Below are 22,227 nucleotides of genomic sequence, written 5' to 3'. Positions count from 1 at the left end.
AACTCCTGAGGCAGGTGGTGGATGAAAAGATCATGAGAAGACGACCGCCGCGTCCACCGCGTCCAGCAGAGCGGTCGTCTCCTGATATGTCGCGCTGGTCGCCACGACGTAACCGAGCCGACCCGACGAACTCCCCGGATCCGGCACCTCGACGCCGGGCTGATGCAGCAGGGAGATCTCCTTGACCCGAGGATCGTCGGCCACCCGGCCGCCGACCGTCATCGTCGCGAAGCGGCGGATCTCGGGCCGCAGGAAGTAACGAATGCCCGCGGTTTGTCGACGGGCGCCACGCGCCGGTGCACCGATCGGTTCACCCAGGTAGGCCCGCAGCGTGATCGCGTGCATGTCGATGTCGCGCGCCAGCGACAGCAGGTACGGGATCCGGTCGCCCGGCAGCCTCGCCGCGAGTTCCATCAACAGCGGCCCTCGGTCGGCCAGCCGGACCTCGGCGTGGAACGGGCCGAGCCCCAGACCGAGCGCGGCGATCACCCGCCGGACGTACGCCGTCACCTCGGCTGCCCGGCCGTCCGGCAGATCGGCCGGCACGACGTGCCCCACCTCCACGAACCAGGGTTCCGCCCCGAGCACCTTCTCGGTGATGCCCAGGACGTGCGCCATACCGTCGTGGACGTAACCCTCGACGCTGAACTCGGGCCCCCGTACGTACTCCTCGACCAGGGCGACGGGCAGCGTCCGCCGATCCAGATAGGTGGACGCCGGGTTGCGGATGCGGTCGATGGCGGCCACGGCCTCGTCCAGCGTGTCCACCCGGCGGACGAACAGACTGCCGGACTGGTTGACCGGCTTCACCACGCAGGGCAACCCGACCTTCGTCACCGCGGCCTCGGCCTCGCCCGGTTCGGTGACCAGTACGGCTGCGGGCTGGTCCACAGCCGCGTCGGTGACCGCCTGCCGCATCAGATGTTTGTAGTGCAGTTTCATCGCCGCATCGGGATCGATCCCCGGCAGACCCAGGTCGGCCGCCGCCCGAGCGGCAACGGGGACGTAGTGCTCGAAGCCGGGCAGGACGGCGCGCAGCGGCGCGGCGTCGTGCAACTTCCAAAGGACGTCGAGAACGGCTGCGTCGTCGTTGGTGTCGACGATCCTGACCTCGCTCGCGGCGGCCAACCGCTCGCGGGGGACCGTCCGCTCGCCACGGTCGGCGGTCAGCACCACCGGATCGTGGCCGAGCTCCCGGGCGCGATCGATGAGCAGGCAGCCGGACGACCTGGGCTCGATGATGGTCAGCCTTGCCATGATGCGAACTCCGTTAGCTGAGGAAGCGTCACCTGAGGCGGAACGGTCACGGCGGTACGCCCAGCCTGGTCGAGCAACTCGATGCTGCGTACATGCATGTCCAGATCGCCGCGGGGCGGGCGGCCGACACCGCGCCGTGAGTCGTACGCGGCCTTCACGAACTGCGACAGCGGCAGATCCTGCACGATCTGGCGATCGCCACGGCCACGGATGCGCACCTGCCCGTAGTCGTCGTCGGAGCTCAGCGGATAGTCGGCCACGATCTGGCCACGGGTACCGGTGACGACGAGTCGGCGGCGCCGGATCGGAGAGGTCAGATCGGACAGCAGGGTGCTGGTCACCGCCGACCCGTGCGTCAGCGTGACTGCGGCGCCACCCATGACGTGCCCGTAGCGGTCACAGGACGACATCGGCCACCGGACGGCGGACTCGACGGTGGCGTCCACTCCGGCCAGGTGCAGCGCGAGCAGCATCTGATGCGGAAGCTCGACGTCGAAGGGCGTGCTGTGCGCGTCGGTCGTCTCCAGGTTCCGGCGGAACCGGGGCTTGCTCTGCTCCATGTGCAGGGCGGTCAACCGGCCGATCTCTCCGGCGGCGACAGCCTGCTCCACCACCGCGGTCGTGGCGCTCTCCAGCCAGACACTCACCGGCATGACGACGATGTCGGCCGACAGGTCGGCGATCCGGCGCGCCTCGGCGACGCTGGTGGCGATCGGCTTCTCCAGGATCACCTGTCGGGCACCGAGCGCGACGAGCTGCTCCACTCCGGACAGGTGTGCCGCAGGGGGAGTGGTCAGGTGGAAGACCGCCCGCCGCATCGGTACGGACATCGCGTGCAGGGCGTCCGCCGCTTCGGTGAGCGTCGCCACCCACCGGATCCCAGGCTGCGTCGGCACCGGCCGTGGATCGACGACGAGTACCGTGTCGCCCGGGTCGAGAAGCGGACGCAATGCGCGATGGTGCAGGTCACAGCCGGCTCGTCCGTAGCCGACGATGACCGGCTGAAGATCGCCTTGCATGAGGGGTCTCCCTAACGGACCTGCGGCTGGTCGACCAGATCCACGGTGAGCGTTTTGCGGGCCAGCTCCATGGCCGAGGTCAACTCATCGAGATCGGGAGCCTGGAACAGCACGTGTCCCACCCGTTGCGCCGACGACGAGTACGGCGCGATCGTGTCGCCGGCCCGCACCTTGAGCTTGACGTCGGCCACCCAGGGCTGGGTGTGCAAGGTGTCCAGGCCGTTGACGCGTGCGACGCGACCGGCCGGGAACTGCGGGAACCAACTGGCGCCGTGCGCCCCCGGCGTCGCTGACGAAGGCAGGGTGACCGGCAGATCCAGCGCCATGGCGATCAGCGCGGCGTACGGATCGAACCGGTGGGTGAGCGCGAGGACGTCCATGATGTAGTCACCCGGCGTGCGCACCGCGACCTCGACGATCGCCGGGCCGTTCGCGGTCATCCGGAATTCGAGGTGCGCGATTCCGGTCTGCATCCGCATCGCCGTCACGACACCACGGCCCAGACTGTCCACCGTGAACATGTCGGCGTCGGACAACCGCGCGCCACCGACGTGCGCCAGCTCGACGAAGTCCGGTGGGCCGGTCGTCTCCTTCGCGGTGACATTCGCGAAGATCACCTCGCCGCCCCGGACCAGTGCTTCCCAGCTGTACTCCGCGCCGAGGAGGAACTCCTCCAGCAGCACCTTCTCCTGCGGCAACCGGGATCGGAGCAGGGCGACGAGCGTGGGTTCGTCCGCCACCTGGACGACACCGGCGCTCCCGCTACTGTGCAGTGGCTTGGCGATCACCGGATAGCGGCTGCGCGCCCAGCTCACGCCCGATTCGACATCCGGCACGATCAGGTACTTCGGTTGGCACAGCCCCGCTGTCGCGAAACAGCCACGTTGCAGCGCCTTGTTCCGGGAGACGACGGCGGCGTGCAGCGACGGACCGGGCACGTCGAGCGCGTCCTGCACCAGGGCGGCGGCGATGACCTGCGGTTCGGCGAACCCCAGCACCCCGTCGGGTTCACACGAGTAGGCGGCGGCGGTGGCCGCTGCCGCCCAGTCCTCCTCGGTGGTGCCCTCGGTGAGAATGAAGCGGTCCGCCTGCGGGGCGAGCCGGTCGCGGTGCAGAGCCGACTCGAGCACGGTGACCCGTACCCCGAGGCGGCGGGCGGCCGTGAGGTAGGGGGTGCCCATGTAGCCGGCACCGATCAGCAACAGTTCCTTCACCGTATCCCCTCCCGAGCCTGCTCCGCCGCGTGGCGATCCGATGGCGTGAGTCCCGGCAGGTGTGGACGAGCGACGCTCGCCTTCAGCCGGTGAGCACAGTCTTCGACCAGGATGGGGCGAGAACCAGACCAGCTAGGTGACAGTCGCTGGTACCAGTTCGGTGAATGCGGTGTTGACCAGCGACCTCAGCGGAGGCTGCGGAAGCGGGCGGGGACGTCGGCCGCGGCGGCCCGGTCGAGCAGCCACAGGGTGCGGCTGGTGCCCTGCACCCCGGCGGCCGGGATCTGCACCGGCCCGGCCCCGGCCAGGGCCATACCGACCGCGTGGGCCTTGTCGGCCCCGCTGGCGATCAACCAGACCTCCTCGGCCGTGTTGATCGCCGGCAGGGTCAGGGTGATCCGCACCGGGGGCGGCTTGGGGCTGCCCCGCACCGCGCTGACCGGCCGGCTCTCGTAGTGCACCGGATGCTCCGGGAAGACCGAGGCGACATGGCCGTCCTCGCCGACCCCGAGCATCAGCACGTCGAAGTGGGGGAGTACGGCCGTCCCGGGTCGGGCGGCCCGGGCCAGTTCGGCGGCGTACTGGGCGGCGGCCTCCTCCGGGTCGGCACCGGCGTCCGAGGGCGGCATCGCATGGATCCGCTCCGGCGCCACCGGCACCGCGTCGAGCAGCGCCGCCCGGGCCTGGGTCTCGTTGCGCTCCGGGTCACCGGCGGGCAGGAACCGTTCGTCACCCCACCAGATGTCGACCCGAGACCAGTCCACCGCGTCCTTGGCGGGCAGGGCCGCGACGGCCCGGTAGACGGCGGCGGCTATCCGCCCACCGGTCAGCACCACCGCCGCCTGCCCACGCTCGGCCTGCGCGTCGAGCAACTTCACCACCAACCGCGCCGCGACCGCCTGGGCCAGCAGGTCGGCATCGGCGTGTACGGCGACACTCGCCTCGCTCATGGTGTCCTTCCACGACCGCACCGGCGGTCGGTGTAATGCCCTCTTGCGGGGTGGACGGTCAGGATTGGGTACTCGTCGAGGTGTGTGCGGTGACCCCGGCCTCGGCCCGCTCCGCGGTGGCCGGGTCCTTCCAGACGTGCACCCGCTGGCTGGGACGACGATCGAGGGTGGTCAGCCCGGCGAAGGCACCCAGGGCCTCCGCGTACACCTGGTCGGGGCCGAGTCGACGCAACTCCTCGGCCAACTCGTCGCCCAGGGGCCGACGGACCAGGGGCAGGATGCGGTCCTCCTGGCCGGTACGCCGGAAGATGGCCACGTTGTCGTCCCGGGTGAGGGTCAGCTCGTCGCCGTCGGCGCAGCGCAACTGCACCTCACGCATCCGGGGGAACTCCCTGGTCCGCTCCCAGCGTGGCTTGATGCCCAACCGGCTGCGCAACCAGCCGCGCATCAGGGCGGCCGTGGGGTCGCTCGGCGGCGCGATGACGGCCGCCTCGGTCAGCTGGGCCTCCGTGGTGTCGAAGGCTCCGGCCACCACGGCCCGCCACGGGGTGATCCGGGTCCAGGCCAGGTCGGTGTCGCCGGGAGCGTAGTCCCGGGCGCGTTGCCGCAGCGCCTCGATCGGGTCGGCGGCCTGGGCCGAGTCGGTGATCCGCCGATCGGCGACCACCCCCAGGAAGTCGGTGGCGATCTCCATCGGCGGCTCGCCGTGCCACCAGGTCACCACGGGTACGTCCGGCACCAGCAGCGGCATCACCACCGACTCGGCGTGCAACGCCAGCCGTCCGTACATCCGCATGACGACGGCCTCGCAGGGGCCCAGTCGCCCGCCGACGACGATCTCCGCGTCCAGCCGACTGCGGTCCCGTTCCAGGTCGGAGCGGACGACCACCAGCAGTCGGCACGGGTGGGCGGCGGCGGCGATGGTGGCCGCCGCCTCGGCGTCGCGGACCCGTTTCTCGTCGACCACCACGATCAGGGTCAGGGCCATGCCGCTGGCCACCCCACCGGCGCTGCGCCGCTCGGCGGCGAGCGCCTTGACCACCTCGTTGCCGGTGGTGTCCCACAGTCCGATCAACGCAGCCTCCAGGTTCGCTCGGGGTGCCCGGTCACGCCCGCCGCCAGGCCCGACCCTCGCGGGCCAGCATCTCGTCGGCGGCGCGGGGAGCCCACTCGCCGGCCCGGTAGGACTCGGGCTTGGTGCCCTCCCAGGCGTGTTCCAGCGGGTCCACCACGGCCCAGCTCTGTTCGACCTCGGCGGCGTCCGGGAACAGGGTCCGGTCACCGATCAGCACGTCCAGCACGAGTCGCTCGTACGCCTCCGGGCTGGACTCGGTGAAGGCCTCGCCGTACTGGAAGTCCATCGCGATGTCCCGGACCTCCATCGTGGTGCCCGGCACCTTGGACCCGAACTTGAGCACCACCCCCTCGTCCGGCTGGACCCGGATGACGAGTTGGTTGTTGCCGAGCATCTCCATGTCGGTCGTGTTGAACGGCAGGTGGGGGGCCCGCTTGAAGATCACCGCCACCTCGGTCACCCGCCGGGGCAGCCGCTTGCCGGCCCGGATGTAGAAGGGCACCTCGGCCCAGCGGCGGTTCTGGATGCCGAGCCGGACGGCCACGTAGGTCTCCGTGGTCGAGGTGGGGGGAACCCCGTCCTCCTCCAGGTAGCCCTTGGCGCGTTGGCCACCGACCCAGCCGGGCAGGTACTGCCCGCGTACGGTGCCCTCGCTGACGTCCTTGGGCAGGGTGATCGCCTTGAGCACCTTCAGCTTCTCGGCCCGGATCTCGTCGGCGTCGAAGCTGGTCGGCTCCTCCATGGCCACCAGGGCCAGCAGTTGCAGCAGGTGGTTCTGCAACACGTCCCGGGCGGTGCCGACGGAGTCGTAGAAACCGGCCCGGGAGCCGATACCGACGTCCTCGGCCATGGTGATCTGCACCGAGTCGACGTACTGCGAGTTCCACAGCGGCTCGAAGAGGCTGTTGGCGAAGCGCAGGGCGAGGATGTTCTGAACGGTCTCCTTGCCCAGGTAGTGGTCGATGCGGAACACGTCCCGCCGGGTGAACACGTCGTCGACCAGGTCGTTGAGGGCCTTCGCCGAGGGCAGGTCGTGCCCGAAGGGCTTCTCGACCACGACCCGACGCCAGCCGCCGCACTTGTCGTTGTCGGCCATGCCGGTACGGGCCAGTTGCTTGAGCACCACCGGGAAGGCGGCCGGCGGGATGGAGAAGTAGAAGGCCGCGTTGCCGTGGATGCCGTGGCTGTCGCGCAGACCGTCCAGACACTGGTTGAGCCGGTCGAAGGCCGCGTCGTCGTCGAACGAGCCACCGACGAACTTGATGTTGTGTTCCAGGCGCGACCAGACCTCCTCGCGCCAGGGGGTGCGGGCGTGGCTCTTGGCCGCCTCCCGGGCCAGCGAGGCGAAGTCGCCGTCGCCCCAGTCACGCCGGGCGAACCCGACGACCACGAAGCCGGGCGGCAGCAGCCCTCGGTTGGCCAGGTCGTAGATGCCCGGCAGCAGCTTCTTCTGGGCCAGGTCCCCGGTCACCCCGAAGATCACCAGAGCGCAGGGCTCCGGGATCCGCGGTAGTCGCCGGTCCTGCGGGTCGCGCAGCGGGTTCACGCCGCCTCCTCGCTCCGCTCGTCCACATCGTCCATCGTCATGCCCACAGGGCCCCGACCGGGCCGGGCCCGTCGACCGGTCGGTCCGGCGCGGTCACCGCGGCGGGCCCCGCCGACCGGCTTGGGCCCGCCGATCACCGGCCTGTGCCGCCGGTAGCTTCCCAGAGGAATACGGCTCACCGGGCACCGGCAGATCAACATCGACCGTACCGGTTACCTGAAGAACGCTACCCAACCGTGGGCCCCCGGATCACCCGCGCCGCCACCGGTCATCGGCGGCGGCGCGGGGAGACCGGGGCGCCTACGCCTGGGCGGCGCCGCCCGGGTGACCGGTGCCCTTCGCGGCGGCGACCAGCGACTTGCGTACCCCGTCGAGCAGTTCCTGCCAGCTGGCCTCGAACTTCTCCACGCCCTCCCGTTCCAGGGCCTCGATCACGTCGGCCATGTCGACGCCGACCGCGGCCAGCCGCTCGAAGACCTGCCGGGCGTCGTCGTAGGCGTTGGTGACGGTGTCCGGCTGGGTCTCGCCGTGCTCGGCGTAGGCGTGGATGACCGCCTCCGGCATGGTGTTGACCGTGCCGGGGGCGATCAGCTCCTCGACGTAGATGACGTCCCGGTAGTCCGGGTTCTTCGTCGAGGTGGAGGCCCACAGCGGGCGCTGCGGGTGCGCCCCGGCCGCCGCCAGGGCCTGCCAGCGGTCGCTGCCGAAGACCTCGCTGTAGCGCTCGTACGCCAGCCGGGCGTTGGCCACGGCGGCCTTGCCGCGCAGGGCCTTGGCCTCCTCCGAGCCGATCTTCTCCAGCCGCTTGTCCACCTCGGTGTCGACCCGGGAGACGAAGAAGGAGGCCACCGAGGCGATCTTGGACAGGTCGTGGCCGTTGGCCTTGGCCTGCTCCATGCCGGCGAGGAAGGCCTCCATCACCTGCGAGTAGCGGTCCAGCCCGAAGATCAGGGTCACGTTGACGCTGATCCCCTCGGCCAGGGTGGCGGTGATCGCCGGCAGGCCGTCCTGGGTCGCCGGGATCTTGATGAACAGGTTCGGCCGGTCGACCAGCCACCACAGCGCCTTGGCCTCGGCCACGGTGCGCTCCGCCTCGTGAGCCAGCCGCGGGTCCACCTCGATGGAGACCCGGCCGTCGACCCCGCCGCTGGCGTCGTAGGACGGGCGCATCACGTCGCAGGCCCACCGCACGTCGTACGTGGTGAGCATGCGGACCGCCTCCTCGACGTCGACCCCCCGCACGGCCAGGTCCCGCAGCTGCCCGTCGTAGGTGTCGGCGTCGCTCAACGCCTTGGCGAAGATCGTCGGGTTGGTGGTCACCCCGACCACGTGCTTCTCCCGGCGCAGCTGGTCCAGCCCGCCGGAGGACAGTCGTACCCGAGAAAGGTCGTCGAGCCAGACCGCCACCTTCGCGGCGGAAAGCTCACCCAGCCTGTCGGTAGTCATGTGCGCCAACGCTCCCCTCAGTTGCCGGTGGTGAAACCGGTGATGTCCCCGGCCCGGGTCAGCGCCGCGTGCGCGGCGGCCACGATCCGGTCGGGGGTGAAGCCGAACTGCTCGAACAGCACCGAGTGCGGGGCGCTGGCGCCGTAGTGCTCCAGGCTGACGATCTCGCCGCAGTCGCCGACGATCCCGCGCCAGGACATCCCGATGCCCGCCTCCACGCTCACCCGGGCCTTCACCCCGCGCGGCAGCACGGACTCCCGGTAGGCCTCGTCCTGCTCGTAGAACCACTCCTGGCAGGGCATCGACACCACCCGGGTGGGGGTGCCGTCGGCCTCCAGGCGCTCCCGGGCGGTCAGGCAGAGCTGCACCTCGGATCCGGTGCCGACGATGATCACCTGCGGCTTGCCGTTGGACGCCTCGGCCAGCACGTAGCCGCCCTTGGCGACCCCCTCGGCACCGGCCAGCTGGGAACGGTCCAGGGTCGGCAGCGGCTGACGGCTCAACGCCAGGGCGGTCGGCCGGTCGGTGTGCTCCAGGGCCTGCCGCCACGCCCAGGCGGTCTCGTTGGCGTCGGCCGGGCGGACCACGTCCAGACCGGGGATGGCGCGCAGCGCGGTCAGATGCTCCACCGGCTGGTGGGTCGGGCCGTCCTCGCCGAGGCCGATCGAGTCGTGCGTCCAGACGTAGACCACCGGCAGCTTCATCAGCGCGGCCAGCCGTACGGAGGGCCGCATGTAGTCGCTGAACACCAGGAAGGTGCCGCCGTACGGGCGGGTGCCACCGTGCAGGGCGATGCCGTTGAGGATCGCGCCCATGGCGTGCTCACGGATGCCGAAGTGCAGCGTGCGGCCGTACTCGTGGCCGGGGAACTCCTTGGTGGCGTACTGGCTGGGCACGAAGGAGGGCTCGCCCTTCATCGTGGTGTTGTTGCTCTCCGCCAGGTCGGCGGAGCCGCCCCACAGCTCGGGCAGCACCGGGGCCAGGGCGCCCAGCACCTTGCCGGAGGCGGCCCGGGTGGCCACCCCCTTGGCGTCGGCCGGGAACTCCGGCAGGACCTCCGTCCAGCCCTCCGGCAGGGCCCGGGCGGCCAGCCGGTCGTACAGGGCGCGGCGCTCGGGGTTGGCCTCGGACCAGGCGCCGAAGGCGGTGGACCACTCCTGCTGGGCGGCCTCGCCCCGGGGCAGGGCGCCCCGGGCGTGGGCCAGCACCTCCTCGGCCACCTCGAACGAGACGGCCGGGTCGAAGCCGAGGACCTTCTTGGTGGCGGCCACCTCGTCGGCACCCAGCGCCGAGCCGTGGATCTTGCCGGTGTTCTGCTTGTTCGGCGCCGGCCAGCCGATGATGGTGCGCAGGGCGATGAACGAGGGGCGGCTGGTCTCCGCCTTGGCGGCCAGCAGCGCCGCGTACAGCTCCTCGACGTTCTCGTGGTAGTCGCCCTGGTCGGCGTCACCGCTGCGCCAGTCGACCGTCTGCACGTGCCAGCCGTACGCCGCGTAGCGGGCCGCCACGTCCTCGCTCATCGCGATCCGGGTGTCGTCCTCGATCGAGATCTCGTTGTCGTCGTAGATCACGCAGAGGTTGCCCAGCTGCTGGTGCCCGGCCAGGGCGCTGGCCTCGTGGCTGATGCCCTCCTCGATGTCACCGTCGGAGGCGATGCACCAGATGTGGTGGTCGAACACGGACTCGCCGGGCTCGGTCTCGGGGTCGAACAGACCGCGCTCGCGGCGGGCCGCCATGGCCATGCCGACGGCGTTGCCCATGCCCTGCCCGAGCGGGCCGGTGGTGGTCTCCACACCCGGGGTGTGCCCGTGCTCGGGGTGCCCCGGGGTGAGCGAGCCCCACTGCCGCAGCGACTTCAGGTCGCTCAGGCTGAGCGGGTAGCCGGCCAGGAAGAGCTGGATGTAGAGCGTCAGGCTGGAGTGACCGGCGGACAGCACGAAGCGGTCCCGACCGGGCCACGACGGGTCGGCCGGGTTGTGCCGCATGACCCGGTTGAACAACAGGTATGCCGCGGGGGCGAGACTCATCGCCGTACCGGGGTGGCCGTTGCCGGATTTCTCCACGGCGTCCATGGCCAGCACGCGGACGGTGTCCACGGCGCGGCGGTCGAGGTCGGACCAGTCAAATGCGGGGTGCTCGGGTCGTTTGGCAGCCACGGTGGTTAGTGCTCCTCGGCGAGTTGGGCGGAACCCTCACTGGTGACCCTATCGAGCGTGCCTAAACGTGCGCCCGAGGATCTCAACATGCTGGTCTGTACGGTTCCGGTCGGTCGCCGGGTTCAGCTGCGCGGATCCACCGTCGGTGTGACGGTTGGCACCGTTGCCGGGTCGCCCGGGCAGCCAAAACGACAGCGCGTAGTGTGTGGGGCGGTTGTATGTCGATCCGCTGGGTCCGACCGTCCCGACCTCCCCTGCCCACGCCGGAAGGTGGCAATCCGTGAGCATGATCACCGAGCGCCCGGTCAGTGACCCTGCCGGGGAGTCGCCGGTGCGCTCGGCGGAGGAGTCGCCGGCCCGCTCGCACGAGGTGCGGGCGGTGGTGGCCGCGTACGTGTCGCTGACCAAGCCGCGCATCGTCGAACTGCTGCTGGTGACCACCGTGCCGGCGATGATGCTCGCGCACGGCGGTCTGCCCTCGCTGTGGCTGATGGCGGTGGTGCTCGTCGGTGGCTCGCTCGCCGCCGGGGCGGCCAGCGTGCTCAACTGCTACATCGACCGCGACATCGACCAGGTGATGCGGCGGACCAAGCGCCGCCCGCTGCCCGCCCACACGGTGACGCCGCGTAACGCCCTGATCTTCGGTCTGGTGCTGGCGGTGGTCTCGATCGTCTTGATGGCGGCCTTCACCAACCTGCTGGCCGCCGGGCTGACCCTGGCCGCGATCGTCTACTACGACCTGGTCTACACCCTGTGGCTCAAGCGGACCACGGCCGCGAACACCTTCTGGGGCGGAGCGTGTGGGGCCGCCCCGGTGCTGATCGGCTGGGCGGCCGTGACCGGCACCCTGTCCCCGGTCGCCTGGGGTCTGTTCGCGGTGGTCTTCTTCTGGCAGATGCCGCACTTCTACCCGCTGGCGATGAAGTACAAGGACGACTACGCCCGCGCCGGCATCCCGATGCTGCCGGTGGTGGCCTCCGTCCGCCGGGTGAACGCCGAGATCGTCTTCTTCGCCTGGTTGACGGTGCTCTCCTCGCTGGCCGTCTGGGCGCTGGGTCTGAGCCCGGTGTACGGGGTGCCGGCCGCGGTGGTGGGCGCGATCTTCATCATCGAGGCGCACAAGTTGGCCGGTCGGGCCCGGCGGGGCGAGCCGGTCAAGCCGATGCGGCTGTTCCACTGGTCCACGACCTACCTGACCATCGTCTTCGCCGCCGCTGCCCTCGACGCCCTCCTCTGAGGTGTAACGCCGGGGCCCTCTCGTCAAGGGTGGCCGCCGATGGCTCGGTTGTCGGAATTGTCAACACATCAGGTTCGTCGGGTGACCCGGGTGATCTGGGCCATTGACCCCGGTCTGGCCGACCGGTGTGGCCGCTTTGGTCCGGGTAAATACGGGCAAAAGGCATCGCTGCCTGGGTAAACCTCGGCGTTATCGGTATCACAAAACGCTTACGGTTCTCCTGCGTACGGCCCCATGTCTGCTTAGGCTTCGCGGTATGGCAGATGGTTCCGATACGACGCTGACGGCTGATCAGACCTCCTCCGGGTCGGCCCCCAACGGGCTGGTCGCGGGCATCAAGTCGTTCGCCACCGGACACGGTGGGGCGAAGGCGGTCATCGAGTACGTCGGCAAGCGCGGCGCACGGATCGTCCTGGTGGGTTCGGACGGTGCGTGGGGCGACCAGTTCGCACAGGACACGGTCGTCGCCCGGGAGGCCTGCGCGCAGGCCGGGGTAGCCGTGGAGAACGCCTGGGAGCGGGAACTGATGGACCAGATGCGCCCGAGCAACGACCTCTGGCGATCGATGGCCCGACGCACGATGGCCCGTTGAGATAAGTTGACCGACCACCACCAGTCGACCCGGGGGGAACCCCGGGTCGCTCTCGTCACCTGCACCGAATTCATCGACCTCGAAGCGGACGATCGCCTCGTGATCGCCCCGTTGGCCGAGCGCGGCATCACCGCCGAACCGGCCGTCTGGGACGACCCAACCGTCGACTGGGCCGGGTACGACCTGGTCGTGCTCCGCTCGCCCTGGGACTACACGTTCCGCCACGCCCAGTTCGTCGCCTGGGCCGCCGGGGTGCCCCGCCTGGCCAACCCGGCCGAGGTGGTGCGGTGGAACACCGACAAGCGTTACCTGGACGAGCTCTCCGCCGCCGGGGTGCCCACCGTGCCCACCAGCTGGGTGCTGCCCGGCGAGGACTGGCAACCTCCCGCCGACGAAGGCGGGTACGTCATCAAGCCCTCGGTCAGTGCCGGCAGCCAGGACACCGGCCGCTACGACCTTGCCGATCCGGAGCACCGGGAACTGGCCGTGGCGCACGTCCGTCGGCTCGGCGCCGCAGGCCGGATCACCATGATCCAGCCGTACCTGAGTGCGGTGGACACCGTGGGGGAGACCGCCCTGCTCTACTTCGCCGGTCCGCAGGGGCTGACGTTCAGCCACGCCATCCGCAAGGGGCCGATGCTCACCGGCCCCGACCTGGGTACGGAGGGGCTGTACAAGGCCGAGGAGATCGATCCGCGGACCGCCACCGGGGACCAGCTCGTAGTGGCGGAGCGGACGCTGGCCGCGCTGCCCGGCGGGTCGGACCGCCTGCTCTACGCCCGGGTGGACCTGATTCCCGGCCCGGAGGGTGACCCCGTGCTCGTGGAGCTGGAGCTGACCGAGCCCGCCCTGTTCCTCGGCTACGCCGAGGGTGCCCCGGACCGCCTCGCCGAGGCCATCCACCTCCACCTGACCCGCACCGCCGCCTGACCCGCACCGCCGACGCCGTCGCCGCGGAGCTGGGCTGACACGATCCCGGATCGAGTGGCCTTCCTCGCGACCGAAGCCACTCGATCCGGCATCGAGCGTGATCTTGGAGTTCCCGGCTTCGGGTCGGCGGGCCCTTCGGGTGGTGTGGGGCGTGCGGCGCTGGGGCGGGTCAGGCGTGGGTGGCGACCGGTTCCTGGGTCCGCGTGCCGGTCCGGGTGTGCGGGGCGGTGGTGCCGGGGTCGACCGGGCGACGTTCCCGGATCGACCAGAGCACCGACAGGGTGGCCAGCCAGACCAGGCAGGAGCCGAGCATGTGGGCGCCGACCAGCAGCACCGGCAGGTTGGCGAAGTACTGCACGAAGCCGATCACGCCTTGGGCCAGCTCGACCACCAGCAGGGTGCGGGCGGCCCGTACCGTCCCGGCCGGGGCGCCGAGGGCACGCAGCGCCAGCCACAGGCCGACGGTCAGGCCGATCAGCAGGAAGACCAGGTCGGCGTGTACCTGGGAGATGGTCTGCGGGTCCAGCCCGTTGCGGACCGCGTCGGCGTCACCGGCGTGCGGGCCGCTGCCGGTGACCAGCACCCCGACGATGATCACCGCCGCACTGACCAGCACCGTGATCCAGGTCAGGGTCCGCAGCGCCGGGGGAACCAGGGCGACCTTCGGGCCGTCGGGTTCGCGCACCTGCCGCCACAGGGCGTACGAGACGAGCAGCAGCAGCATCGAGACCACGAAGTGGATGCCGACGATCGAGGGGTGCAGTTGGGTGCGTACGGTGATGCCGCCGATCACGGCCTGCGCCACGATGCCCAGCACGACGCCCAGCGCCAGCGGTAGCGCACCCCGTCGACGCGGGCGGTGTGCCAGGACGGCCAGCAGGGTGGCACCGGCGATCGCCACCAGGACGAAGGTGAGCAGCCGGTTGCCGAATTCGATCACCCCGTGCACGCCCATCTCGGCGGTCGTGGTGTACGAATCATCGGTGCACCTGGGCCAGGTGGGGCAGCCGAGGCCCGAGGCGGTCAGCCGGACCGCCCCGCCGGTCACGACGATCACCACGTTCGCGACGATGTTGGCGAACGCCAGGCGGCGGAGCAGCGTGGTGGAGACCGAGAACCGGGCAGGTGGCTTCACGGAGCGAATCCTACGCACCGTAGTTGTCCCCGATCGGGTGACTCCGCCGGATCGGTGGTTCGGATCACCGGTACGCCGTTTGCAGGGCCTGGTTGAATTACGTAACGTGGGCGTTGTGAAAAAGGCGGCAGGGCTCCCTGAGTACCAGCCGGCGGGCGATTCGGCCGCCGGTCGTACGCTGCCGCCCGCCCCCGCCCGGCCGGTCGCCGAGGGCGCTTCGAGCGCCGACCTGTCGACCCGCGACCGGGTCACCCAGCTGCTGCTGGAGCGCCGGGCCGCCACCGCCGCCCAACTGGGCGGCGCGCTGGGGCTCAGCCCGGCGGCGATCCGCCGGCACCTCGACGCGATGCTCGCCGACGGCGACGTGGTCGCCCGGGAGCAGACGGTACGCGGTCACCGGGGGCGGGGCCGACCGGCCAAGGTCTTCCTGCTGACCGATGCCGCCCGTAGTCGCTGTGGCACCCACCACTACGACAACATGGCCACCGCCGCGCTGCGCTGGATCGCGCGCACCGGTGGCCCACGCGCGGTGGAGCAGTTCGCCGCCGAGCAGGTGGCCGCCCTGGAGGCCCGCTGCCACGCGGCCCTGGCCGACGCCGGGGACGACCCGATGGCTCGCGCGGAGGCACTCGCCGCCGCACTGACCGCCGAGGGTTACGCTGCCAGTGCGTCCACGATCGCCTCCGGCGGCCAGCTCTGCCAGCACCACTGCCCGGTGGCACACGTGGCCGCCGAGTTCCCCGCGCTGTGCGAGGCCGAGACCACGGTGATCTCCCGCCTGGTCGGCACGCACGTGCAACGCCTGGCCACCATCGCGCACGGCGACGGGGTGTGCACCACGCACATTCCCGGCTCGCCGCCTGCCCAGTCCGGTATGACCGTCACCACTGTGAGGACAGATAGATGACCGAGCAGATCGTCCAGCCCCTGACCCAGGAGGAGCAGCTCGCCGCCCTGGGCAACTACGAGTACGGCTGGGCCGACCCGGACGTCGCCGGGGCTGTGGCTCAGCGTGGTCTCAACGAGGCGGTGGTGCGGGACATCTCGGCCAAGAAGAACGAGCCGGCCTGGATGCTCGACCTGCGGCTGAAGGGCCTGCGGCTGTTCGAGCGCAAGCCCATGCCGGCCTGGGGCGCCGACCTCACCGGGATCGACTTCGACAACATCAAGTACTTCGTCCGGTCCACCGAGAAGCAGGCCACCAGCTGGGAGGACCTGCCCGAGGACATCAAGAACACCTACGACAGGCTGGGCATCCCGGAGGCGGAGAAGCAGCGGCTGGTCGCCGGTGTGGCGGCGCAGTACGAGTCCGAGGTGGTCTACCACAAGATCCGTGAGGACCTGGAGGAGCAGGGTGTCGTCTTCCTGGACACCGACACCGCCCTCAAGGAGCACGAGGACATCTTCAAGGAGTACTTCGGCACGGTGATCCCGGTCGGCGACAACAAGTTCGCCGCCCTGAACACCTCCGTGTGGTCCGGTGGCTCGTTCATCTACGTGCCGAAGGGCGTGCAGGTGGAGATCCCGTTGCAGGCCTACTTCCGGATCAACACCGAGAACATGGGCCAGTTCGAGCGGACCCTGATCATCGTCGACGAGGGTGCCTACGTGCACTACGTCGAGGGCTGCACCGCCCCGATCTACTCCTCGGACTCGCTGCACAGCGCGGTCGTCGAGATCATCGTCAAGAAGAACGCCCGGTGCCGCTACACCACCATCCAGAACTGGTCGAACAACGTCTACAACCTGGTCACCAAGCGCGCGGTGTGCCACGAGGGCGCGACCATGGAGTGGATCGACGGCAACATCGGCTCCAAGGTGACCATGAAGTACCCGGCGGTCTACATGACCGGCGAGCACGCCAAGGGCGAGGTGCTCTCGGTGGCCATGGCCGGCGAGGGGCAGCACCAGGACGCCGGGGCCAAGATGGTGCACGCGGCACCGCACACCAGCAGCACCATCGTGTCGAAGTCGATCGCCCGCGGTGGCGGCCGGACCTCGTACCGGGGTCTGGTGCAGGTGTTGGAGGGCTCGCACAGCAGCGCCAGCACGGTCAAGTGCGACGCCCTGCTGGTGGACACCATCTCCCGCTCGGACACCTACCCGTACGTCGACATCCGTGAGGACGACGTCTCCATGGGGCACGAGGCCACCGTCTCCAAGGTCAGCGAGGACCAGCTCTTCTACCTGATGAGCCGGGGCCTGAGCGAGGACGAGGCGATGGCGATGATCGTGCGTGGCTTCATCGAGCCGATCGCCAAGGAACTGCCGATGGAGTACGCCCTGGAGCTCAACCGCCTGATCGAGCTGCAGATGGAGGGCGCGGTCGGCTGACCCCGCCCGGCGGGCCGGTAAGCCCGGCCCGCCAACCCAGCACCAGACCGTCGTCGCAAGAACAGACCAAGGACGAGATGACTATCCAGGCTTCCGCGCCGCCGACCACCAAGTCGCAGGCGCTGCGCTCGTACGACGTCGCCGACTTCCCGGCCCTGACCGGCCTGGAGGAGGAGTGGCGCTTCACCCCGCTCAAGCGGCTGCGCGCTCTGGTCGGCGACGACCGGGTCGCCACCGGCACGGTCCGGCACGAGTACGCCGACCTGCCCGAGGGTGTGCTGGTGGAGCGGATCGGCCGCGACGACCCCCGGGTCGGTAGCGTGCTCACCCCCTTCGACCGGGTCAGCGCGTTGGCCTACGGCGGTGCCGAGCAGGCGCTGCTGGTCCGGGTTGCCCAGGACGCGGTGGTCAGCGGTCCGGCTCTGCTGCGGGTGGTCGGCGAGGGCAGCGAGGGGGTGGCCTTCGGGCACACCTTCGTCGAGGTGGGCCGGTTCGCCGAGGCGATCCTGGTGCTGGAGCACGTGGGCTCGGCGACCCTGGCCGACAACGTCGAGGTGACCGTCGGGGACGGGGCGAAGCTGACCCTGATCACGGTCGCCGACTGGGCCGACGACGCCGTGCAGGCCCAGCACCTGAAGGTGAAGCTGGGCCGCGACGCCCGGGTGCAGCACGTGCAGGTCACCCTCGGCGGTGACCTGGTCCGGCAGTACACCACGGTGGAGTACACCGACCGGGGTGGTGAGGCCGAGCTGTACGGCGTCTACTTCGCCGACTCCGGTCAGCACCAGGAGCACCGTCAGCTGGTCGACCACACCGTGCCGGACTGCCGCAGCTACGTCGGCTACCGGGGCGCGTTGCAGGGTGCCAGCGCCCGTACGGTCTGGGTGGGTGACGTGCTGATCCGGGCCGAGGCGACCGGCACCGACACGTACGAGATCAACCGGAACCTGCTGCTCAGCGACGGCGCCCGGGCGGACTCCGTACCAAATCTGGAGATCGAGACCGGCGAGATCGCCGGCGCCGGTCACGCCAGCGCCACCGGCCGCTTCGACGACGAGCAGCTGTTCTACCTGATGGCCCGGGGCATCCCGGAGGCCGAGGCCCGTCGCCTGGTGGTGCGGGGCTTCTTCGCCGAGCTGCTCAACAAGATCCCGGTGGAGGAGCTGCGCGAGCGGCTGGGGGAGACCATCGAGGCGCGGCTGTCCAAGGCGGGCGCCTGATGATCCGGATCTGTGCGGTCGAGGACCTGCCGAAGGGCACCGTGATCAGCGCGGACGTCGAGGGCACCCAGATCGCGCTGGTGCACGGCGAGGACGACCGGTTCTACGCCGTGCACGACGAGTGCTCGCACGCCGCCGTGGCGCTCTCCGAGGGTGAGGTGGAGGGCTGCACGCTGGAGTGCTGGCTGCACGGCTCCCGCTTCGACCTGCGTACCGGCGAGCCGACCGGCCTGCCCGCGACCGAACCCGTCCCTGTCTACCCCGTCGAAGTCCGCGACGGCGACATCTACGTCAGCCTGACGCCGAGCAATGGAGTGACCCGATAATGAGCACCCTGGAGATCCGTGACCTGCAGGTATCGGTCAAGCTGCCCGAGGGTGAGCTCAAGCCGATCCTGGCCGGTGTCGACCTGACCGTCCGCTCCGGTGAGACCCACGCCATCATGGGCCCGAACGGCTCCGGCAAGTCGACCCTGGCGTACTCGATCGCCGGGCACCCGAAGTACGAGATCACCGGCGGTTCGGTGACCCTCGACGGTGTCGACGTGCTGGAACTCTCCGTCGACGAGCGGGCCCGGGCCGGTCTCTTCCTGGCCATGCAGTACCCGGTCGAGGTGCCCGGCGTGTCGGTGGCGAACTTCCTGCGTACCGCCAAGACCGCGATCGACGGCGAGGCGCCGAAGCTGCGTACCTGGGGTGCCGAGCTGCGCGGGGCGATGGAGCGGCTGCACATGGACACGGCCTTCGCCCAGCGCAACGTCAACGAGGGCTTCTCCGGCGGTGAGAAGAAGCGGCACGAGATCGTGCAGCTGGAGCTGCTCAAGCCGAAGATCGCCATCCTCGACGAGACCGACTCCGGCCTGGACGTGGACGCCCTGCGGGTGGTCAGCGAGGGGGTGAACCGGGTGCGCGACACCGGTGACACCGGCCTGCTGCTGATCACCCACTACACCCGGATCCTGCGCTACATCAAGCCGGACTTCGTGCACGTCTTCGTGGCCGGTCGGATCGTCGAGCAGGGCGGCCCGGAGCTGGCCGACAAGCTCGAGGAAGAAGGCTACGAGCGGTACGCGGCCGGGGCCGGTTCGGCGCGGGCCTGAGTCCCAAGGAAAGGCTGGTCACGACGATGACCACCATCGCGATCCCGCCGGGGATGCCGCAGTACGACGACCTGCCGCGCTACGACGTGGCGGCGGTACGTGCCGACTTCCCGATCCTGGGGCGGCAGGTCAACGGCCACCCGCTGGTCTACCTGGACAGCGCCAACACCTCGCACAAGCCGCGCCAGGTGCTCGACGCCCTGCGCGAGCACTACGAGCGGCACAACGCCAACGTGTCCCGGTCGGTGCACACCCTGGGCACCGAGGCCACCGAGGGGTACGAGGCGGCGCGGGCGAAGGTGGCCGGCTTCATCAACGCGCCCAGCGTCGACGAGGTGGTGTTCACCAAGAACTCCACCGAGGCGATCAACATCGTGGCGTACGCCTTCTCCAACGCCTCGCTGCGCGCGGACGCCGACGAGCGGTTCCGGCTCGGGCCCGGTGACGAGATCGTCATCTCCGAGATGGAGCACCACTCGAACATCGTGCCGTGGCAGTTGCTGGCCGAACGGACCGGTGCGACCCTGCGCTGGTTCCCGGTCACCGAGCAGGGTCGGCTGGACGAGTCGGGGTTGACGGAGCTGGTCACCGAGCGGACGAAGATCGTCTCGCTGGTGCACATGTCCAACATCCTCGGCACGGTCAACGCCACCGCGCGGATCACCGAGCGGGTCCGCGAGGTGGGCGCGCTGCTGCTGTGGGACTGCTCGCAGTCCGTGCCGCACATGCCGATCGACGTGGTCGACCTGGACGCGGACTTCATCGTCTTCACCGGGCACAAGATGTGCGGCCCGACCGGCATCGGGGTGTTGTGGGGGCGGGGCGAACTGCTCGCCGCGATGCCGCCGGTGTTCGGCGGCGGTTCGATGATCGAGACGGTGAGCTTGGCCGGCTCGACGTTCGCCGCGCCGCCGACCCGGTTCGAGGCGGGCACCCCGCCGATCGCCGAGGCGGTCGCCCTGGGTGCGGCCGTGGACTACCTCACCGCGCTCGACATGCGGGCGATCCAGTGGCACGAGAAGCAGTTGACCGCGTACGCCCTGGATGCTCTGGGTAGCGTGCCCGGCCTGCGGATCTTCGGCCCGGACGTGCCGGTCGGCCGGGGTGGCACGATCTCCTTCGCCCTCGGCGACGTGCATCCGCACGACGTCGGGCAGGTGCTCGACTCCCTGGGTGTGCAGGTGCGGGTGGGCCACCACTGCGCCCGGCCGGTCTGCACCCGCTTCGGGGTGCCGGCGATGACCCGGGCCTCGTTCTACCTCTACACCACCACCGAGGAGATCGACGCCCTGGTGGCGGGCCTGGAGAAGGTGCGGAAGGTATTCGGCTGATGCAGCTTGAATCGCTCTACCAGGAGATCATCCTGGATCACTACAAGCACCCGCAGGGGCGCGGGTTGCGCGACCCCGTCGAGCCGACCGACCGGGTGGCCGAGGCGCACCACGTCAACCCCACCTGCGGTGACGAGGTGACCGTCCGGGTGGCCACCGACGGCGAGGTGCTGCACGACGTGTCGTACGACGGCATGGGCTGCTCGATCAGCCAGGCGTCGGCCAGCGTGCTGCACGAGCTGTTGACCGGCCGGGAGGCGGCGGCGGCGTTCCAGGTGCACGAGGCGTTCGTGGCGCTGATGTCCGGCCGTGGCCAGGTCACGCCGGACGAGGAGGTGCTCGGCGACGGGGTGGCGTTCGAGGGTGTCGCCCGCTATCCCGCCCGGGTCAAGTGCGCGTTGTTGCCGTGGATGGCGTTCAAGGACGCCGCGGCACGCGCCGGTGTGGGCGCGAGCCCGACGGAGGTGAAGGCATGACCGAGGAAACCAGCACGCCGGAGTCGGGCGCCGTGGCGACCGACAGCGCGGCGACGCCGGCCATCGATGCGTCGGCGACGCCCGCCGCCGGTGCGGTGACGTCGGCAGCGCGCGGCAAGGCCGTCGTGGCCGACGTCGAGGAGGCGATGAAGGACGTCGTCGACCCGGAGTTGGGCATCAACGTGGTCGACCTCGGCCTGGTGTACGGGGTGCACGTCGACGACGAGAACGTGGCCACCCTGGACATGACGCTGACGTCGGCGGCCTGCCCGCTCACCGACGTGATCGAGGACCAGGCCCGCCAGGCGCTGACCACCGGCCCGGGTGGCGGCCTGGTCAACGACATCCGGATCAACTGGGTCTGGCTGCCGCCGTGGGGACCGGACAAGATCACCGACGAGGGTCGGGATCAGCTCCGCTCCCTCGGCTTCAACGTCTGACGCGGATATCCAGGCGCCCGGAGCCCGGCCACGGCCGGTGCTCCGGGCGTCTTCTGCGTGGGTTTACCGAGGTCAGCCCAGGATTCGCCGGACGTCAACCGCTGGCGTGAGGCGGCGGCCTCGTGCAAGATCATGTGTGTGTGCGAGGCGCTTCCGATTGAGCCGTCCCCTGTCACCGTGACCGTCGTCGCGGGTCGGCAGCAGAACTCGGCACGTTGCGTCTCGATCCCCTGTCGACCGTCGTGACCGGCGCATTCCTGGCCGGCCTGGTCGCCGGCTACGGTGTGGCCATTCCCGTCGGCGCGATCGCCGTACTCATCCTCGGGCTCGCCGCGCGGACCTCGTTCCGGGTCGGTGCGTCCGCCGCCGACAGGATCTATGCCGGGGTGGCGGCGTTCGGCGGGCCGTGGTCGCCGGTTGGCTGGCACCGTTCGCCACGCCGCTGCGGCTGGTCGCGGCGGCGGTGTTGTTGGGCCTGGCCGGGGGCGTGGCGGGCGCTGCGGCCGCGCGGCTCGGCGGGCCAGGAAGCGGGCACCGGCCGGGCTGTGAGACGGGACCTGGACACCCCGATCCGGGCGTTCGCCGGGATCCTCGCGCTGACCCTGCTCAATCCGGCCACCGTCGTCTACTTCACGGCGCTGTCATCAAGCGTCATCATCGCCGCGCTCGCTGTCGCCATGCTGCTGAATGGACACTAAGAGCGTGTCTCGGGTGGCGGTTGGGCGGCCTGGTCTGGTAGATCTTTTCTACTGTGGACGAGCGGTTGATCC

The 22,227-nt window shown here is 70.3% G+C and carries 20 protein-coding genes and 1 pseudogene; 12 read left to right on the top strand and 9 right to left on the bottom strand.

The window, feature by feature from the left end:
* Window positions 1-30: 30 nt before the first annotated feature.
* The 8 genes from ACLQ2T_RS25570 to tkt all read right to left on the bottom strand — a co-directional run bounded on the left by ACLQ2T_RS25570 (window position 31) and on the right by tkt (window position 10,663).
* Window positions 31-1,257 carry an ATP-grasp domain-containing protein gene (locus ACLQ2T_RS25570; protein ID WP_425768904.1) on the bottom strand — a complete coding sequence of 409 codons (1,227 nt, stop codon included), beginning with the start codon at window positions 1,255-1,257 and terminating at the stop codon, window positions 31-33.
* Entirely contained in the window at window positions 1,245-2,276 is a 1,032-nt protein-coding gene (locus tag ACLQ2T_RS25565) for a Gfo/Idh/MocA family oxidoreductase (protein WP_425768903.1), read from the bottom strand. The genes ACLQ2T_RS25570 and ACLQ2T_RS25565 overlap by 13 nt, the downstream gene beginning before the upstream one ends.
* An 11-nt stretch (window positions 2,277-2,287) precedes the next feature.
* Window positions 2,288-3,490: an ATP-grasp domain-containing protein gene (locus ACLQ2T_RS25560; RefSeq protein ID WP_425768902.1), complete on the bottom strand. Its 1,203-nt coding sequence runs from the start codon at window positions 3,488-3,490 to the stop codon at window positions 2,288-2,290.
* Window positions 3,491-3,675: 185 nt separating this feature from the next.
* Window positions 3,676-4,440: a 6-phosphogluconolactonase gene (gene pgl / locus ACLQ2T_RS25555; RefSeq protein ID WP_425768901.1), complete on the bottom strand. Its 765-nt coding sequence runs from the start codon at window positions 4,438-4,440 to the stop codon at window positions 3,676-3,678.
* 58 nt (window positions 4,441-4,498) lie between these two features.
* Window positions 4,499-5,515, bottom strand: a complete 1,017-nt coding sequence (locus tag ACLQ2T_RS25550) for a glucose-6-phosphate dehydrogenase assembly protein OpcA (protein ID WP_425768900.1) — start codon at window positions 5,513-5,515, stop codon at window positions 4,499-4,501.
* Between the two features lie 31 nt (window positions 5,516-5,546).
* Entirely contained in the window at window positions 5,547-7,061 is a 1,515-nt protein-coding gene (zwf, locus tag ACLQ2T_RS25545; RefSeq protein ID WP_425768899.1) for a glucose-6-phosphate dehydrogenase, read from the bottom strand.
* A gap of 300 nt (window positions 7,062-7,361) precedes the next feature.
* Window positions 7,362-8,507, bottom strand: a complete 1,146-nt coding sequence (gene tal, locus ACLQ2T_RS25540) for a transaldolase (protein WP_425768898.1) — start codon at window positions 8,505-8,507, stop codon at window positions 7,362-7,364.
* A 17-nt stretch (window positions 8,508-8,524) separates the two neighbouring features.
* Window positions 8,525-10,663: a transketolase gene (gene tkt / locus ACLQ2T_RS25535; RefSeq protein WP_425768897.1), complete on the bottom strand. Its 2,139-nt coding sequence runs from the start codon at window positions 10,661-10,663 to the stop codon at window positions 8,525-8,527.
* Window positions 10,664-10,943: 280 nt separating this feature from the next.
* Here tkt and ACLQ2T_RS25530 point away from each other — a divergent pair, with 280 nt between their 5' ends.
* From ACLQ2T_RS25530 to ACLQ2T_RS25520, 3 genes are all read left to right on the top strand, one after another.
* Window positions 10,944-11,900, top strand: coding sequence for a heme o synthase (locus ACLQ2T_RS25530; RefSeq protein WP_425768896.1), 957 nt, complete (start codon window positions 10,944-10,946; stop codon window positions 11,898-11,900).
* A gap of 256 nt (window positions 11,901-12,156) precedes the next feature.
* Window positions 12,157-12,492, top strand: a complete 336-nt coding sequence (locus ACLQ2T_RS25525; protein WP_425768895.1) for a hypothetical protein — start codon at window positions 12,157-12,159, stop codon at window positions 12,490-12,492.
* A gap of 6 nt (window positions 12,493-12,498) precedes the next feature.
* Window positions 12,499-13,422, top strand: coding sequence for an ATP-grasp domain-containing protein (locus ACLQ2T_RS25520; protein WP_425768894.1), 924 nt, complete (start codon window positions 12,499-12,501; stop codon window positions 13,420-13,422).
* A 169-nt stretch (window positions 13,423-13,591) separates the two neighbouring features.
* On the opposite strand, the gene ACLQ2T_RS25515 is transcribed toward ACLQ2T_RS25520, so the two are convergent.
* Window positions 13,592-14,575 carry a COX15/CtaA family protein gene (locus ACLQ2T_RS25515; RefSeq protein ID WP_425768893.1) on the bottom strand — a complete coding sequence of 328 codons (984 nt, stop codon included), beginning with the start codon at window positions 14,573-14,575 and terminating at the stop codon, window positions 13,592-13,594.
* Window positions 14,576-14,672: 97 nt separating this feature from the next.
* On the opposite strand from ACLQ2T_RS25515, the gene ACLQ2T_RS25510 reads away from it, so the two are divergent.
* From ACLQ2T_RS25510 to ACLQ2T_RS25470, 9 genes and pseudogenes are all read left to right on the top strand, one after another.
* A complete protein-coding gene (locus tag ACLQ2T_RS25510; RefSeq protein WP_425768892.1) occupies window positions 14,673-15,464 on the top strand; it encodes a helix-turn-helix transcriptional regulator in 792 nt (263 codons plus the stop codon).
* A complete protein-coding gene (sufB, locus tag ACLQ2T_RS25505; protein WP_425768891.1) occupies window positions 15,461-16,891 on the top strand; it encodes a Fe-S cluster assembly protein SufB in 1,431 nt (476 codons plus the stop codon). Before ACLQ2T_RS25510 ends, sufB begins: the two co-directional genes overlap by 4 nt.
* Window positions 16,892-16,968: 77 nt before the next feature.
* On the top strand, window positions 16,969-18,111 hold the full coding sequence (gene sufD / locus ACLQ2T_RS25500) for a Fe-S cluster assembly protein SufD (RefSeq protein WP_425768890.1): 1,143 nt from the start codon (window positions 16,969-16,971) through the stop codon (window positions 18,109-18,111).
* Entirely contained in the window at window positions 18,111-18,437 is a 327-nt protein-coding gene (locus ACLQ2T_RS25495; protein ID WP_425768889.1) for a non-heme iron oxygenase ferredoxin subunit, read from the top strand. The genes sufD and ACLQ2T_RS25495 overlap by 1 nt, the downstream gene beginning before the upstream one ends.
* A complete protein-coding gene (gene sufC, locus ACLQ2T_RS25490; protein WP_327024995.1) occupies window positions 18,437-19,210 on the top strand; it encodes a Fe-S cluster assembly ATPase SufC in 774 nt (257 codons plus the stop codon). Before ACLQ2T_RS25495 ends, sufC begins: the two co-directional genes overlap by 1 nt.
* Window positions 19,211-19,236: 26 nt before the next feature.
* Entirely contained in the window at window positions 19,237-20,541 is a 1,305-nt protein-coding gene (locus ACLQ2T_RS25485) for a cysteine desulfurase (RefSeq protein WP_425768888.1), read from the top strand.
* Window positions 20,541-21,017 (top strand): Fe-S cluster assembly sulfur transfer protein SufU, encoded by a 477-nt coding sequence (gene sufU / locus ACLQ2T_RS25480; RefSeq protein WP_425768887.1) that lies wholly within the window; start codon window positions 20,541-20,543, stop codon window positions 21,015-21,017. The genes ACLQ2T_RS25485 and sufU overlap by 1 nt, the downstream gene beginning before the upstream one ends.
* Window positions 21,014-21,457, top strand: coding sequence for a metal-sulfur cluster assembly factor (locus ACLQ2T_RS25475; RefSeq protein ID WP_425768886.1), 444 nt, complete (start codon window positions 21,014-21,016; stop codon window positions 21,455-21,457). Before sufU ends, ACLQ2T_RS25475 begins: the two co-directional genes overlap by 4 nt.
* A 230-nt stretch (window positions 21,458-21,687) precedes the next feature.
* Window positions 21,688-22,098, top strand: a pseudogene (locus ACLQ2T_RS25470) (lysine transporter LysE); the annotation flags it as partial.
* Window positions 22,099-22,227 lie beyond the last annotated feature (129 nt).

The organism is Micromonospora sp. DT229 (assembly GCF_049844505.1).
In the GTDB taxonomy this organism is placed as follows: domain Bacteria; phylum Actinomycetota; class Actinomycetes; order Mycobacteriales; family Micromonosporaceae; genus Micromonospora.
This window is presented reverse-complemented; position numbering and strand designations above follow the sequence as displayed.

Coding starts and splice junctions, on each gene's coding strand:
- ACLQ2T_RS25570 (WP_425768904.1), bottom strand. CDS start 1,257: ATGGCAAGGCTGACCATCATCGAGCCCAGGTCGTCCGGCTGCCTGCTC.
- ACLQ2T_RS25565 (WP_425768903.1), bottom strand. CDS start 2,276: ATGCAAGGCGATCTTCAGCCGGTCATCGTCGGCTACGGACGAGCCGGC.
- pgl (WP_425768901.1), bottom strand. CDS start 4,440: ATGAGCGAGGCGAGTGTCGCCGTACACGCCGATGCCGACCTGCTGGCC.
- tal (WP_425768898.1), bottom strand. CDS start 8,507: ATGACTACCGACAGGCTGGGTGAGCTTTCCGCCGCGAAGGTGGCGGTC.
- ACLQ2T_RS25525 (WP_425768895.1), top strand. CDS start 12,157: ATGGCAGATGGTTCCGATACGACGCTGACGGCTGATCAGACCTCCTCC.
- sufB (WP_425768891.1), top strand. CDS start 15,461: ATGACCGAGCAGATCGTCCAGCCCCTGACCCAGGAGGAGCAGCTCGCC.
- sufD (WP_425768890.1), top strand. CDS start 16,969: ATGACTATCCAGGCTTCCGCGCCGCCGACCACCAAGTCGCAGGCGCTG.
- ACLQ2T_RS25495 (WP_425768889.1), top strand. CDS start 18,111: ATGATCCGGATCTGTGCGGTCGAGGACCTGCCGAAGGGCACCGTGATC.
- sufC (WP_327024995.1), top strand. CDS start 18,437: ATGAGCACCCTGGAGATCCGTGACCTGCAGGTATCGGTCAAGCTGCCC.
- ACLQ2T_RS25485 (WP_425768888.1), top strand. CDS start 19,237: ATGACCACCATCGCGATCCCGCCGGGGATGCCGCAGTACGACGACCTG.
- sufU (WP_425768887.1), top strand. CDS start 20,541: ATGCAGCTTGAATCGCTCTACCAGGAGATCATCCTGGATCACTACAAG.
- ACLQ2T_RS25475 (WP_425768886.1), top strand. CDS start 21,014: ATGACCGAGGAAACCAGCACGCCGGAGTCGGGCGCCGTGGCGACCGAC.